The organism is Rhodoferax sp. (genome assembly GCF_030646845.1).
Lineage (GTDB): Bacteria > Pseudomonadota > Gammaproteobacteria > Burkholderiales > Burkholderiaceae_C > Rhodoferax.
Window position 1 is genome coordinate 19,514 of sequence record NZ_JAUSLE010000067.1, and the last position, 13,465, is coordinate 32,978.

11 protein-coding genes are annotated in these 13,465 nt (G+C 62.8%); 3 read left to right on the top strand and 8 right to left on the bottom strand.

The genetic code is table 11. From position 1 onward, the window contains the following. Positions 1–48 precede the first annotated feature (48 nt). The 5 genes from Q7T10_RS16605 to Q7T10_RS16625 all read right to left on the bottom strand — a co-directional run bounded on the left by Q7T10_RS16605 (position 49) and on the right by Q7T10_RS16625 (position 6,733). A complete protein-coding gene (locus Q7T10_RS16605; protein ID WP_304750405.1) occupies positions 49–1,533 on the bottom strand; it encodes a bifunctional diguanylate cyclase/phosphodiesterase in 1,485 nt (494 codons plus the stop codon). Positions 1,534–1,933: 400 nt separating this feature from the next. Beyond that, positions 1,934–4,009: an ATP-dependent DNA helicase RecG gene (recG, locus tag Q7T10_RS16610; protein WP_304750406.1), complete on the bottom strand. Its 2,076-nt coding sequence runs from the start codon at positions 4,007–4,009 to the stop codon at positions 1,934–1,936. Positions 4,010–4,077: 68 nt separating this feature from the next. Next, a complete protein-coding gene (locus Q7T10_RS16615; RefSeq protein WP_304750408.1) occupies positions 4,078–5,046 on the bottom strand; it encodes a tripartite tricarboxylate transporter substrate binding protein in 969 nt (322 codons plus the stop codon). A 33-nt stretch (positions 5,047–5,079) separates the two neighbouring features. After that, positions 5,080–5,394: a hypothetical protein gene (locus Q7T10_RS16620; protein WP_304750409.1), complete on the bottom strand. Its 315-nt coding sequence runs from the start codon at positions 5,392–5,394 to the stop codon at positions 5,080–5,082. Between the two features lies 1 nt (position 5,395). After that, positions 5,396–6,733, bottom strand: coding sequence for an acyclic terpene utilization AtuA family protein (locus tag Q7T10_RS16625; RefSeq protein WP_304750410.1), 1,338 nt, complete (start codon positions 6,731–6,733; stop codon positions 5,396–5,398). Between the two features lie 110 nt (positions 6,734–6,843). On the opposite strand from Q7T10_RS16625, the gene queA reads away from it, so the two are divergent. The 3 genes from queA to tgt all read left to right on the top strand — a co-directional run bounded on the left by queA (position 6,844) and on the right by tgt (position 10,085). Then, positions 6,844–7,959: a tRNA preQ1(34) S-adenosylmethionine ribosyltransferase-isomerase QueA gene (queA, locus tag Q7T10_RS16630; RefSeq protein WP_304750411.1), complete on the top strand. Its 1,116-nt coding sequence runs from the start codon at positions 6,844–6,846 to the stop codon at positions 7,957–7,959. Between the two features lie 188 nt (positions 7,960–8,147). Then, on the top strand, positions 8,148–8,804 hold the full coding sequence (locus Q7T10_RS16635) for a hypothetical protein (RefSeq protein WP_304750413.1): 657 nt from the start codon (positions 8,148–8,150) through the stop codon (positions 8,802–8,804). A 69-nt stretch (positions 8,805–8,873) separates the two neighbouring features. Continuing rightward, positions 8,874–10,085 (top strand): tRNA guanosine(34) transglycosylase Tgt, encoded by a 1,212-nt coding sequence (tgt, locus tag Q7T10_RS16640; protein WP_304750414.1) that lies wholly within the window; start codon positions 8,874–8,876, stop codon positions 10,083–10,085. 55 nt (positions 10,086–10,140) lie between these two features. Here the strand turns inward: tgt and Q7T10_RS16645 are convergent, their stop codons facing one another. From Q7T10_RS16645 to Q7T10_RS16655, 3 genes are all read right to left on the bottom strand, one after another. Then, positions 10,141–11,361, bottom strand: coding sequence for a 6-phosphofructokinase (locus tag Q7T10_RS16645; protein ID WP_304750415.1), 1,221 nt, complete (start codon positions 11,359–11,361; stop codon positions 10,141–10,143). Between the two features lie 77 nt (positions 11,362–11,438). After that, complete coding sequence (locus Q7T10_RS16650; protein ID WP_304750417.1) at positions 11,439–12,743, bottom strand: (Fe-S)-binding protein; 1,305 nt, start codon at positions 12,741–12,743, stop codon at positions 11,439–11,441. Further along, on the bottom strand, positions 12,740–13,423 hold the full coding sequence (locus tag Q7T10_RS16655; protein WP_304750419.1) for a hypothetical protein: 684 nt from the start codon (positions 13,421–13,423) through the stop codon (positions 12,740–12,742). The genes Q7T10_RS16650 and Q7T10_RS16655 overlap by 4 nt, the downstream gene beginning before the upstream one ends. Positions 13,424–13,465 lie beyond the last annotated feature (42 nt).

Below are 13,465 nucleotides of genomic sequence, written 5' to 3' on the forward strand. Positions count from 1 at the left end.
CCTCCGGTTTGAAAGGGCAGAAAACTCAACAGATGCTGGGAAAGACGGTCATTCCAGCCGAGCCACTGACGTTTCAGAGAATAGCGACGGCCGGAACAGTTGCTCTGCGTCGCCAGGATCCCGCGCTGCCCACAAGCCCAGGTCATGGGCACGCATCGGTTTGGCGAACAAATACCCCTGCAACTCATCGCAGCCCATACTGACCAGCATATCTCTTTGCTTTTGGGTTTCAACCCCTTCGGCGACTACCTTCAGGTTAAGGGCATGTGCCATTTCCACGATCATATTGGCAATGAACTCCGCGTGTTCACTGACGCCGAGGTCAGTGACAAAGGCGCGGTCAATCTTCAACTCCCCAGCCGGTAGTCGCTTAAGCGAAGCGAGACTGGAATGGCCAGTACCGAAATCATCAATGGATACATGAACGCCTAGCATGCCAAGGCGACGAAAGGTCTGCACCGTCGCCAATGTGTCCTCCATTGCGATTGATTCGGTGATCTCACAGGTAAATCGTGACGGCGGCGTTTGGGTACGTATCAGCACCGCTTCAAGGTGCTCTATGAAGTCATCCTGATGCATCTGATGACCTGAGATGTTGACGGCAATTCTCATGCGCAAACCTTGATCTCGCCACGTTTTTGCCTGCCGGCATGCCTCTTCGATCACCCAACGCCCAATGCTTTGAATCACCCCATAACGCTCTGCCAGACCAATAAACCGATCTGGGCTGATCATGCCAAGCTGTGGGTGGCACCATCGCACTAGCGCCTCAACGGCAGTGATCTGAAGTGTATGGGCATCGACTTTAGGCTGGTAAAAAAGCTCCAGCTCGTCTCGTTCGACGGCACAACGCAAATCATGCAACAACCGTGCGGACTCGCGTCTCCCATCAGCGGCCTGTTGGTCGTACTCGGCAAACCCATCTCCACCTTGCAGCTTGACAGTGCGCATGGCTGCCGAAGCTTTTTCAACGATGTTGCGTCTCGACCCTTGGCTTGGATAGGCAGCAATACCAATCGAGCAGGTCAGTCTGACCTTGCCCACCCGGAGTGCAATTGGCATCGCAAGCCTCGCCAGTAGACTTGCTGCCACCGCTTTGGCACCTTCTAGTGGCAGCTCGACCAGCACTGCAAATTCATTGCCAACAAGCCGTGTTACCGAGCCTCCTGTTTTGAGGGCCGATGTGATGCGCCTCGCTACTTCTTTGAGAACCACATCACCGGCAACTCGCCCGTAAGCATCATTGGTCGAACGGAAATGATCGATATCCAAGTACAACACGCACGCTGGATTGCCTGATGCGTCGCATCGCAAGCATGCTTTTTCAAGTTCCTCGTCAAACCATTTAGGTGTGAAGACACCGGTAACCGGGTCACTTGCCTGGACGCTGCGTAATGCCAAGGAAACCTGATCCAGTTTGGCGCCAATGGAGATTGAACGCTGCCTCAGACGCCAATAGGCTGCCGATGCTACGAAGGCGACAACAGTGCTGATAGCGGTCGCAAACAATAGCAAAGAGGAGTCAAAATTCATTACCAGGCAATTCTGGCATAAAGCCACTCCCTTCAAGGCGCATATTTTCGTGATCGACAACCCGATGCAAATGGCGTACAACGCATTGAAATTCTCGATTTTGGTGAAGGCTGGGTACGACAGCTATCGAGTAACGCGAGTGCAAGATGTCAGTCTTCAAAAGCCCGTCACCGCCGCGTGGTTGAGGATCAGCAACTATTCCACCATGCGCAAACGATCCCACCCCCGCAACAGGATATACGGGGCGATGGGTCATCGGTGCCATACCAAAGGGCTGACAGCGGGGTCCTACGTCGGGAATGATCGTGGCGCGATTTGCTATCATTTAAGTAGCAAGCGGCACAATAACGACGTGAGCTACAGCCCAATTTCTCATATGCAATAGCCAACCATTCGGCTGCTACGCCTTCAAAAATTCTGCCTTGCCGCCCAGCCAGCGCTGCACGTGTTTCTCGGCCAGCGCCGGATGCTGATCGAGCATCACCGGCGCCCAGCGGCGCGCCCAGGCCAGCAGTGCGGCGTCCGTCGCCAGATCGGCAAAGCGCAGCATCGCCGCACCCGACTGGCGAGCGCCCAGAAACTCTCCGGGGCCACGAATCTCCAGGTCGCGCCGGGCGATCTCAAAACCGTCATTGGTCTCGGCCATGGCTTTCAGGCGCGCGCGGGCCGTTTCGCCCAGGCGCGGGGCGTCGCCGGTGGAGTAAAGCAGCACGCAGGCAGAAGCCGCCGCGCCGCGCCCGACCCGGCCGCGCAACTGGTGCAGTTGCGACAGGCCAAAGCGTTCGGCGTGCTCGATCACCATCAGCGAGGCATTGGGCACATCCACGCCGACTTCAATCACCGTGGTGCTGACCAGAACCCCCATCTGGCCGCTGGTGAACAAGGCCATCACCGCCTTCTTCTCGGCCACCGGCATGCGCGAGTGCAGCAGGCCGACCATGACGCCGGGCAAGGCGGCGCTCAGCTGCGCGTGGGTCTCGGTGGCGTTGGTCAGGTCCAGTGCCTCGCTCTCTTCAATCAGGGGGCAGACCCAGTAGATTTGCCGGCCCTGCGTCAACTGGGCGCGGATGCGCTCGATCACTTCATCCCGCCGCGTATCGCTCACCACCTTGGTGATGATGGGCGTGCGCCCCGGCGGCAATTCGTCAATGGTGGAGACATCCAGATCCGCGTAGTAGCTCATGGCCAGCGTGCGGGGAATCGGGGTGGCCGTCATCATGAGCAAGTGCGGCTCCTGCTCGCCATCGGTCAGCTTGCTGCGCAGGGCCAGGCGCTGGGCCACGCCAAAACGGTGCTGCTCGTCAATGATGGCCAGCGCCAGATTCTTGAACACCACTTTGTCCTGAATGATGGCGTGCGTGCCCACCACCAGCGCGGCCTCGCCACTTTCAATCAGCGCCAGCATCTCGCGCCGCTCGTTGGTCTTCTGGCTGCCGGTGAGCCAGGCGGTTTTCACCCCCAGGGGCTCCAGCCAGCTCACCAACTTGGCGAAATGCTGGGTCGCCAGGATCTCGGTCGGCGCCATCAGGGCGCACTGCCAGCCCGCATCCATGCAAATCGCGGCGGCCAGCGCGGCGACGACGGTTTTGCCGGAGCCCACATCGCCTTGCAGCAGGCGGTGCATCGGCACCGGCCGGGCCAGGTCGTGCGTGATCTCCATGCAAACCCGGTGCTGCGCCGCCGTGAGCTGGAAGGGCAAGGCATCGCGCAGCCGGTGGTGCAGGCTGTGCGTGGCGGGGCGCAGGGCGGGCGCGCGCAGGCGGGCGCGCTCGCGCTTGGCCTGCAGTTGCGACAGTTGCTGCGCCAGCAGCTCCTCGGCCTTGAGCCGCTGCCAGGCCGGGTGGCTGTGGTCTTCCAGCGTGGCCAGCGACACGTCCGGCGTCGGATGATGCAAAAATGATAGCGCCTCACGCAGATTCCACGAGGGCTGCAGGCCAATTTCATGCAAAGACTCTGGCACCAGGGTGTCGGTCAGATCAGCGCGGGCCAGCCCACTCTGCACCGCCCGGCGCAAGTACGACTGCGGCAGACCGGCGACCGTCGGATAGACGGGCGTGAGCGCGGTGGGCAGGTCGCCACCGGCGGCATGGAACGCAGGATGCATCATCTGCCGCCCCAGGAAACCACCTCTCATCTCGCCGCGCGCCCGGATGCGATTGCCCACTGCCAGCGCCTTTTGTTGTGAGGGATAAAAACTGAAGAAACGCAACGTGCAGGTGTCCGAGCCATCGTCCACCGTCACCAGCAGCTGGCGCCGGCCACCCAGGGTGACTTCACAGTGGGTCACGGTGGCCTCGATTTGTGCCACTTCGCCCTCGCGCGTGTCGGCCAGGCGGGTGATGCGGGTTTCGTCCTCGTAGCGCAGCGGCAGGTGCAGCGCCAGGTCGATGTCGCGTGTCAGGCCCAGCTTGCGCAAAGCCTTCTGCGGTGCAGACAGGGGTTTGTCGGCTTTCGTCTTGGCGTTATCGGAGGACATGGGCTGATTGTGCTGCCCGGCAAGACGCTGCCGGGCCGGACCGGCAAGGTCTTGCTGCCAGAGTCGACTTACTGCGGCTCAATCTTGGCGTCGCGGATGGCCTTCGCCCACTTGGCAGTTTCCAGGCGGCTGCGCTGGGCCAGTGCGTCGGGCGTTCCGGGGTCGACGGCAAAACCAATCGGCGCGAACTTGTCCTGGATGTCCTTGCTCTGGGCCGCGGCATTGATGGCCTGGTTGAGCTTGGCAATGATGTCAGGCGGCGTTCCGGCCGGTGCAAACACGGCGAAGTAGGCAATCAGTTCATAGTCCTTGAGGCCCAGCGCCTCGTTGACCGTCGGCAGTTCGGGAACCGCAGGTGAGCGCTTGGCCGATGTCACGGCCAGGCCGCGGATCTTGCCGCCCTTGACCTGGGGCAACATGACGGCAAAGTCGGCGCTGAACATCATCACCTGACCGCCGATGAGGTCGGTCATGGCAGCAGGGCCGCTCTTGTAGGGCACATTGGTCATCTGGATGCCGGTCATGCCGGCCATCATTTCCGAGGACACCAGTTGCGAGGTACTGGCGCTGGCGAAGGTGACATGGTTCGGCTTGGCCTTGGCCAAGTCAACGAATTCGCGCAGGGTCTTGGCCGGCACATCGTTGTTGACGGCAACGATCAGCGGCACCGAACCCATGTAGCCCACCGGCGCGAAGGCGGTGTCCTGGTCGTAGGGGAGCTTTTTCATCAGGCTCTTGAGCGCGGCGTTGGTGCTGTTGGTGCCTATCAGGATGGTATAGCCGTCAGGTGCCGACTTGGCCACCGCGTCGGCGCCCAGCATGCCGTTGACGCCTGCCTTGTTCTCCACCACGATGGTCTGGCCCAGCGTTTCCGACATTTTGGCGGCGAACGCGCGTCCGATCTGGTCGGTGGCGCTGCCCGCGGCAAAAGGCACGATGGCCTTGATGGGCTTGCTCGGATAGGGCTGGGCCAAGGCCGCAGAGCTGCAGAGCACGGCACCGGACAGCACGGCGAACCAACGGAAAGTAAAACGCATGGGAGTCTCCTTCAAAGTTTTTGTCAGACAAGTTTAGGGCAGATCAAGGTCGAGCGAGACGTCAAGAATGGCGGCACTCAAGGTCTTGCCATGCGCATCCAGCGCCAGTGAGCGGGTCACGCCACCGCCCAGCGCGTCGTTCATGACGAAGTGCACAGCCCCCAGATGGTGCAGCGTGTAGCGCTGCACCGAACCGCGGACGATGTCGCGGTAATGCGCCTGCACGCGCTCTGGCGTGAGGGTGCGTTCCAGCAAGGGGTAATCCGCCAGGTCGTGCGCGATCACGCTGAGCGTGGCCCGGTTACCCTTGTCGCCCGAACGGGCCAATGCAATGTCGCGCACTTTCATGTCACAACTCCAGGATCTGGCATTCAGGGCGAACAGCATCACGGGGAATCAGCGCCGAGGCTACCGCGATCACCTCGCGCACCGACTGCGTCACGCCACCGCCGCCCGCCGGACCATTGAGGTACAGCGCCTCCACCTCCTGGCCCACCTGCCCGGCCTGCGTGCGGGTTGCCGTTCGCACGGCCAGCCGCACCCGCACCTCATACGGTTCCCGGTCCGCGCCCAGCAAGGGGCCGTGCATCGCATTGACGCCAATCAGCTCGGCGCGGTAGTCCAGGGCCGCCAGGCCCCGCCGCTGAAGACGGCGCTCAAGCACGGCCAGCGCCAGCTCGCCGCGCGCGCGGGCACCGGGGCCGGCATAGGAAATCTGCCCCTCGCCGATGAAACCTTCGCGGTAGCCCAGCGTCACCTTCAACTGGTCGGGCCGGGCGTGTCCGCTGGCGCCTTCAATCGATACCCGGTCGGGGCCGACTTCCTGCAGACGCACAGCGGAAAAATCGGCCACCACATCCGGCTGCAGATAGCGGCTTGGGTCTTCCAGTTCATAGAGCAGCTGGGCGGTGCAAGTGAGGCGATCGACGCGCCCGCCGGTTCCCGCCAGCTTGGTGATCACGGCCCGGCCGTCGGCCTGCACCTCGGCCAGCGGAAAGCCCACTTCGGCCAGCCCGGGCACGTCCACATACCCCGGGTCGGCGATGTAGCCACCACTGACCTGGGCCGCGCATTCGAGCAGATGGCCAACCACGATGCCTTGCCCCAGGCGCTGCCAGTCGCCGGCGTCCCAGCCGAAGTGGTGCATGAGCGGCGCCAGGAACAGCGCCGGATCAGCCACCCGCCCCGTGATCACAACATTGGCGCCAGACTGCAGCGCGAGCAGCAGCGCATCCGCGCCGAGGTAGGCATTGGCCGATATCAGCCGGCCATCAAGGCTGCGCACGGTTTGATCGGAGTCCATCAGGGGCACGTCGTGCGCCAGCATCCAGGGCAACACGTCGTCACCCAGCACGACCGCCACGCGCAAACGGGGAAGCTGCAACTCGCGTGCAACCTCCAGCACCGCCTCGCCGGCGGCGCGCGGGTTGGCTGCGCCCATGTTGGTGATGATGGTGACGCCCTGTTGGACGCAGGCCGGCAGCACCGCACGCATGCGTTCTTTCAACAACAGGTCGTAGCCCTGCTGCGGATCGAGGCTGCGTCGCAGCTGCGCCAGGGCAATCGTGCGTTCGGCCAGGCACTCGAAAACCAACACATCGAGTTCGCCGCGCTCGGCCAAATCCTGCGCAGGATCGATCCGGTCGCCGGAATAGCCAGCCCCTGATCCGATGCGAAATGCTTTCATGTCAATGATTATTTCACCCCCATCCCGCCAGCAGCATAGGACCAACCCGTAGCCATGCGAAAATTCAGGCCCATCCCACTTGGCACGGGTCTGTCCGACCCTCAAGCACCATGCAATCTGTATCTTCGAGCGCCCCGCGCGCATTCACCTTAAGCGATTTCGATTTCGTCCTGCCCCCTGAGTTGATCGCCCAGCACCCCGCGCCCGAGCGCAGCGGCTCGCGCCTGCTGGACGGCACAGGCGCCACCCCAACCGACCGGATTTTTCGCGATCTGCCGTCCCTGCTGCGCACCGGCGACCTGCTGGTGTTCAACGACACCAAGGTCATCAACGCCCGCCTGTTTGGCGAAAAAGCGACCGGCGGCAAGCTGGAGCTGCTGGTTGAGCGGGTATTGAGCGGCAACCAGGTGGCGGCCCACATGCGCGTGAGCAAGAAGCCAGAGATTGGCGCCACGGTCGCCCTGGTGGGCGCGCCCGGCATGCATGACAACCTGCGCGCCACGCTGCTGGGCCGATGGCCCGATGCGGATGGGCCGCTGTTCCGCTTTGTGCTGTCCAACGACGCGGGCGACGACCCCTACACGCTGATGGAACGCCACGGCCATGTGCCGCTGCCGCCCTACATCACGCACGCCGATTCTGCGGAAGACGCCGCGCGCTACCAGACCGTGTTCGCCAAAAACCCCGGTGCGGTGGCCGCCCCCACCGCCGCACTGCATTTTGACGAAGCCCTGCTCGCCGCCATTGACGCCATGGGCGTGCAGCGCGCCCATGTCACGCTGCATGTGGGCGCGGGCACCTTTCAGCCGGTCAAGACCGAAAACCTGGCGGAGCACCAGATGCACAGCGAGTGGTACGACGTGCCCGCAGCGACACAGCAGGCGATTGCCGACTGCCGCGCGCGCGGCGGCCGCATCGTCGCGGTGGGCACTACCACCGTGCGCACACTGGAGTCCTGGGCCCAGACCGGCCTGGCGTCGGGCGACACCCGGATCTTCATCACGCCGGGGTTTCATTTCAAGCTGGTGGACCTGCTGGTGACCAACTTTCACCTGCCCAAGTCGAGTCTCATGATGCTGGTGAGTGCCTTTGCGGGCTACGAGCACATCATGGCCTTGTACCGCCACGCGATCGCTGGGCAATACCGATTTTTCAGCTATGGCGACGCCATGCTCCTGACGCGCCAGACCGCAGCAACAACCACTGGGTCCATCCAGACGCCCTGATTTCCGGGTCTTGCCAGGGACTCAGGGTTCCGTATTGGGTGAAAACTTTGATATACCGCAACTCCTGCGCCCGGGGGCGAACCATACTTACGTTGCGGTGCGCCTGTGGACTTCAGGCCAGCTGTGGTTCGAGTCTGCCGTCTGTCCGGTTGCGCTGCCAAACGTCATCAACTGAAGGAAACCGACTCATGAAACAAGGAAAAATCACCCGTGCCATCGTCCTGTCCGCTTTGGCCGCAAGCACAGTACTTGGCGCGGGTTGTAGTTCCATTCCACCCGTGGCAACCAGTATGGCAGCGACGCCGGCAGGTACCCAGATGGCATTCCATCGGAAGAGTTCCGGTAGCTTGGGAAACTTTGACGGCCAGGTGGCCTGGACTTTCAGCAATACCACGTGGCAGGGCCAGCCGGCAGTCGTTATGAGTTCGGCCGAAGGTGGCGCAACCGTATTCGACCCCACAACGCACGCCACGATCGCCACACTGGATCGTGCCGGCAAGCCCTTGATGTCATTTGAACCCCCGGTCGGGTACCAGTGGCCACTCGAAGTGGGCAAGACCTGGACTTCGACCCACACAGTCACCATGCATGCCAGCGGGAAAAAGGTGCCCCTGAACATTGGCTGGAAGGTGGAATCCTATGATGATGTTACCGTGCCAGCCGGGACTTTCAAGGCCTACAAAGTGGTGTCAACCACCGCTGAAGGCGAGGTGGAAGCCCGCTGGGTGAGTCCGAGAGACGGGTTGGCTACCGTCAAGCGCAACACGGTCAGACCAGCGACCCATCCTCAGGGTCCCGGCGTTCTGGATGGTGAATTGCTCTCTCACACGCTGCCTGCGAAGTAAGTCCTTGCGCGGTGTGCTGGTGGCTGGAAGGTGAGAGGCTCATAAAATGCCGCACCTTCTGGAACTTTCATGCTGCAATTCGACCTCCTCACCACCGATCCCACCAGCCACGCCCGCCGTGGCCGCCTCACGCTCAACCACGGCGTGGTCGAAACACCGATCTTCATGCCGGTCGGCACCTACGGCACGGTCAAGGGCGTGACGCCCCGCTCGCTGGAAGACATGGGTGCGCAAATCATCCTGGGCAACACCTTTCACCTGTGGATGCGCCCGGGCCTGGACGTGATGGCGCAATTTGGCGGCCTGCACCAGTTTGAAAAATGGGACAAGCCGATCCTCACCGACTCGGGCGGTTTTCAGGTCTGGAGCCTGGGCGAGATGCGCAAGATTGCGGAGGAAGGCGTCAAGTTTTCCTCACCCGTGAACGGCGACAAGCTGTTTTTGACACCCGAGATCTCGATGCAGATCCAGACCGTGCTCAACAGCGACATCGTCATGCAGTTTGACGAATGCACGCCCTATATCTCGGTCGAGCCCAAGACCAAGGGCCAGCTCACCACCGAGGCCGAGGCACGCAGTTCCATGGAACTCAGCCTGCGCTGGGCCAGGCGCTGCCAGACGGAATGTGACCGGCTGGAGAACCCGAACGCGCTGTTTGGCATCGTGCAGGGCGGCATGTTCGAGCACCTGCGGCAAGAGTCGCTGGAGCAGCTGGTGGCAATGGACTTTCCCGGCTACGCCGTGGGTGGCGTGAGTGTGGGCGAGCCCAAGGACGAGATGCTGCGCATCATGACGCACACGCCGCACCGCCTGCCTGCCCACAAGCCGCGCTACCTGATGGGTGTCGGTACGCCGGAAGACCTGGTGGAGGGCGTAGCGCAAGGCGTGGACATGTTCGACTGCGTCATGCCCACGCGCAATGCGCGCAACGGCACGTTCTTCACCCGCTTTGGCGACCTGAAAATTCGCAACGCCCGTCACAAGACGGATGAACGGCCGCTGGATGAGACCTGCACCTGCTACGCCTGCGCCGGCAATCCCGCCGGGCCGGCAGGCACTGACGCAGCGGTGTCATATGCCAACGGTGGCCGCGGGGGCTTCAGCCGTGCCTACCTGCACCACCTGGACCGCTGCGGCGAGATGCTGGGCCCGATGCTGGCCAGCATCCACAACCTGCACTACTACCTGAACCTGATGCGCGAGGTGCGCGAGGCACTGGACGCCGGCAGCTTCGGTGAATTCCGGGCGAAGTTCAAGGCGGAGCGCGCGCGCGGGGTGTGAAACCGTCCGCTATTAAATTAATAGCTGCCTACGCATATCCGGCGATGGCCAGCGGTCATTTTGACGTATGAAGCACCTTGGCCACCGGGTTGTTGCGCAGCCTGAAGGCATCGGGCATGTCCGAACCCAATAGCGGACGGAGGTACATCCGGAAAGCGTCGGTCACATCGGTACCGCTCGCAGTGATGAATTCGTCTTCCATCACGCGCGTCTTGCCGGCCACGGCGTCAAGTGGCAGCAACTCATAGTCCACCGAATAGAAGCCGGTGCGCTTGATGGCGACCGAGCCGTCGCGCGCGCCCCACATCGCAAACTGCACCGCCTTCTCGCCCACTTCGCGCGCCTCGCGCTGGTCCACGTCGGAGACGCAGCCGATGAACGAGCGCTGCAGGTAGCCAAAGGTGTCGCCGCGCACCCGCTTGATCTTGAGTTTGGACTTGATCTCTTCGCACAGCAAATCGGCCAGCGCGCCATTGCCCGAGAGCTGCACATTGCCGTGCGCGTCGTGCTCCAGGTCTTTCGCCAGCAAGGTGGCAATCGGTGCGCCGCTTGCGTCGTGAATGCCCTCCGAGACCGCGATGACGCAACGGCCATATCGCTCGTACATGCTCTTGACGTCAGCCAGGAATTTCTCCAGCACAAAGGTGCGCTCCGGCAAGTAGATCAGGTGCGGCCCATCGTCAGGAAATTTTTTGCCCAGGGCCGATGCGGCCGTCAAAAAGCCGGCATGGCGGCCCATCACCACGCCCACATAGACGCCGGGCAGGGCCGCGTTGTCCAGATTGGCGCCGGCAAAAGCCTGCGCCACAAAGCGTGCGGCTGACGGGAAGCCCGGTGTGTGGTCGTTTCCCACCAGGTCGTTGTCGATGGTCTTGGGGATATGGATGCAGCGCAACGGATAGCCGGCTTTTTGCGCCTCCAGGCTGACGATGCGCACGGTGTCTGAAGAATCGTTGCCGCCAATGTAGAAGAAGTGCTCGATCTCGTGCGCCTGCAAGACCTTGAAGATCTCCTGGCAGTAATGCATGTCCGGCTTGTCGCGCGTCGAGCCCAGCGCCGAGGACGGTGTCTTGGCCACCAGCTCCAGGTTGTGACTGGTCTCCTGCGTGAGGTCGACAAAATCTTCATCCACGATGCCGCGGACACCGTGGCGCGCGCCGTAAATGTGCTCCACCTGGCCAAAACGCCGCGCCTCCAGGGCCACGCCCACCAGTGACTGGTTGATCACCGCGGTCGGGCCACCGCCCTGGGCCACGAGTATTTTTCCGGATGCCATGACACTTCTCCCTGGTTCTGCAACGTAGCCCCATTGTGGCTTCGGATCAGGCCTGCGGTTTGTTGCGGATCAAGGCATCAATCGGCGAGGTTGTCGGCCACGAGTTCGAGCAGGCTCTCGGCTGGTTTGTCCCAGTTGGCATGTTTGGAGCCCATCTCGAGCGTGATGCGGCACTGGCCGCAGCTTGTGACGAAGCGCTTGGCGCCGGTTGCCTCCACCTGCTGCTTCTTCATCTCGAACACCTGGTAGCGCAAGGGCGTCGCACGCTGGTTCGACACCACGCCGCCGCCGCCGCCACAACAGTAACCCGTCACCCCATGGTCCTTGAGCTCGATCAGCTCGAAGCCGAGTGCCGCCAGCACGCGGCGCGCCGCTGCCTCCAGCCCGCCGCGGCGCACGATCTGGCAGGGGTCGTGGAAGGTCACGGTCTCACCAATCCGGTTGACGCGAATCTGCTGGCTCGCGATCAGCTCGTCCAGGAACTCGGTCATGTGGATGACGCGCACCGGCAGTGCCTCGCCATACCACTTGGCCGCCTCCCAGCGCGCCGCGCCGTAGGCATGACCGCATTCGGGCAAGATCACCGTCTTGGCGCCGATCTTCACCGCGGTATCGATCAGCGCGCGGGTGAGCTTCTCCTGCAGCTCCAGGTCGCCGTTATTGAAACCGATGTTGGAGGCGTCGAAGCCGCCCTGGTGCATGGTCCAGCTGGCACCAATGCGGTTGAGAATCTTGGCGGCGTCCGCCAGCGCCTTGGTGTGTTCGCCCAGCTCGGCCGGCGCGGCGGTGACCAGGATGTCCGCGGCCGCCAGGTCGCAGGGAATCGCGACGCCATGCTCGGCGGACACCTCGGCCAGGATGTCGGGCAGGTCTTCGCCCGGCGTTGCGGTGCTGCCCCACTGCCGCGCCGCGCGGTCCATCAGCGCGAGCCGATCCGGCACCAGCCCGGCCTTGAACATGCCGTGGCGGGCTTCCTTCACCAGTTCGGCGATATCAATACCCATCGGGCAGACCACGGTGCAGCGGCCGCACATATTGCAGGAGTCGTAGAGCAGTTCCTGCCAATGCTGCAGGTCGGTGATGCTTGGCTTCTTGACCAGGCCGAGCGCGCGCACCAGTGGCGCAAACGGACTGGCCTCACGCAGGTAGGCGCGGCGAAAGGGCTCCAGCTTGTAGATCGGCGTGTACTTGGCGTCGCCAGTGGCCACATGGAAGTGGCAGGCCTGCGCGCACAGGCCGCAGCGTACGCAGGACTCCATGTGCAGCGCGGCGGTGACGCCGAACTCGGACACGAAGCTGCGCATGGCGGCATCGACCCGCACTTCGTCGCTTTGCTCGCCCTGCTGGTCGAAGGCGGGCGCAGTGGTGGTCACGGTGTTCATAACTTGACTCCCCGATGGCTGAAGCGCATGCCGGTGGCGCCGCGCGAGAAGGCGAACAGGAAGGCATGCATCAGCTTGCCGAACGGAAACCAGATCAGCAGCAGTTCCAGCGTCAGCAGGTGCACGGCCAGCGGGCCACCGTAGATCACGTGGTCGCGCGCCAGAATGATCGCAGAGGGCTCACCCACCACCGCCATGCCGGTGACAAGGGGCAGGAAGGTGACGGTCCAGGTGATCATGTCGTCGGCGTTTGAGATTTTCTTCAGCACCGGGTCGGTCAGGCGGAACAACAGGGCCAGCAGCAGCGAGACGATGGTGGCGCCAGCAGCGAGGTACATCACCATGTCAGGCAAGGCCGGCCACGACAGGCCGGTGAGGCGATGCATGAACGCGATATGCGGCGCGTAACCGAAAAACACCAGTGCCAGTCCGATGTGGAAGACGTAGCCGTTGATGCTCGTGACCATCGCCGCCTGACCAAACTCCTTGCGCGGCCACATGCCGCGCACGATCGCACGCAAGGCGCCCATCCCCTTCGACGGCGCGCCGGCGCGTGGCGGCGAGAGGTCCCGCATGCGCGGTCGTCGAAAAATGCCGACCAGACGCCACAGCGTCCCCAGCACAAAGACAACGAGGGCGACGGTGAGCGCCGGGCCGCGGGCAAATTCCAGCAGTGTCATGGTTCGATCCTTCTTCGTGTCTGTCGCATTGAAACTATGCCG

Excerpts from the sequence above, each read along its gene's own strand:
- Q7T10_RS16650 (WP_304750417.1), bottom strand. The coding sequence starts at position 12,743 with ATGAACACCGTGACCACCACTGCGCCCGCCTTCGACCAGCAGGGCGAG.
- Q7T10_RS16645 (WP_304750415.1), bottom strand. The coding sequence starts at position 11,361 with ATGGCATCCGGAAAAATACTCGTGGCCCAGGGCGGTGGCCCGACCGCG.
- Q7T10_RS16635 (WP_304750413.1), top strand. The coding sequence starts at position 8,148 with ATGAAACAAGGAAAAATCACCCGTGCCATCGTCCTGTCCGCTTTGGCC.
- Q7T10_RS16615 (WP_304750408.1), bottom strand. The coding sequence starts at position 5,046 with ATGCGTTTTACTTTCCGTTGGTTCGCCGTGCTGTCCGGTGCCGTGCTC.
- queA (WP_304750411.1), top strand. The coding sequence starts at position 6,844 with ATGCAATCTGTATCTTCGAGCGCCCCGCGCGCATTCACCTTAAGCGAT.
- recG (WP_304750406.1), bottom strand. The coding sequence starts at position 4,009 with ATGTCCTCCGATAACGCCAAGACGAAAGCCGACAAACCCCTGTCTGCA.
- tgt (WP_304750414.1), top strand. The coding sequence starts at position 8,874 with ATGCTGCAATTCGACCTCCTCACCACCGATCCCACCAGCCACGCCCGC.
- Q7T10_RS16655 (WP_304750419.1), bottom strand. The coding sequence starts at position 13,423 with ATGACACTGCTGGAATTTGCCCGCGGCCCGGCGCTCACCGTCGCCCTC.
- Q7T10_RS16620 (WP_304750409.1), bottom strand. The coding sequence starts at position 5,394 with ATGAAAGTGCGCGACATTGCATTGGCCCGTTCGGGCGACAAGGGTAAC.
- Q7T10_RS16625 (WP_304750410.1), bottom strand. The coding sequence starts at position 6,733 with ATGAAAGCATTTCGCATCGGATCAGGGGCTGGCTATTCCGGCGACCGG.
- Q7T10_RS16605 (WP_304750405.1), bottom strand. The coding sequence starts at position 1,533 with ATGAATTTTGACTCCTCTTTGCTATTGTTTGCGACCGCTATCAGCACT.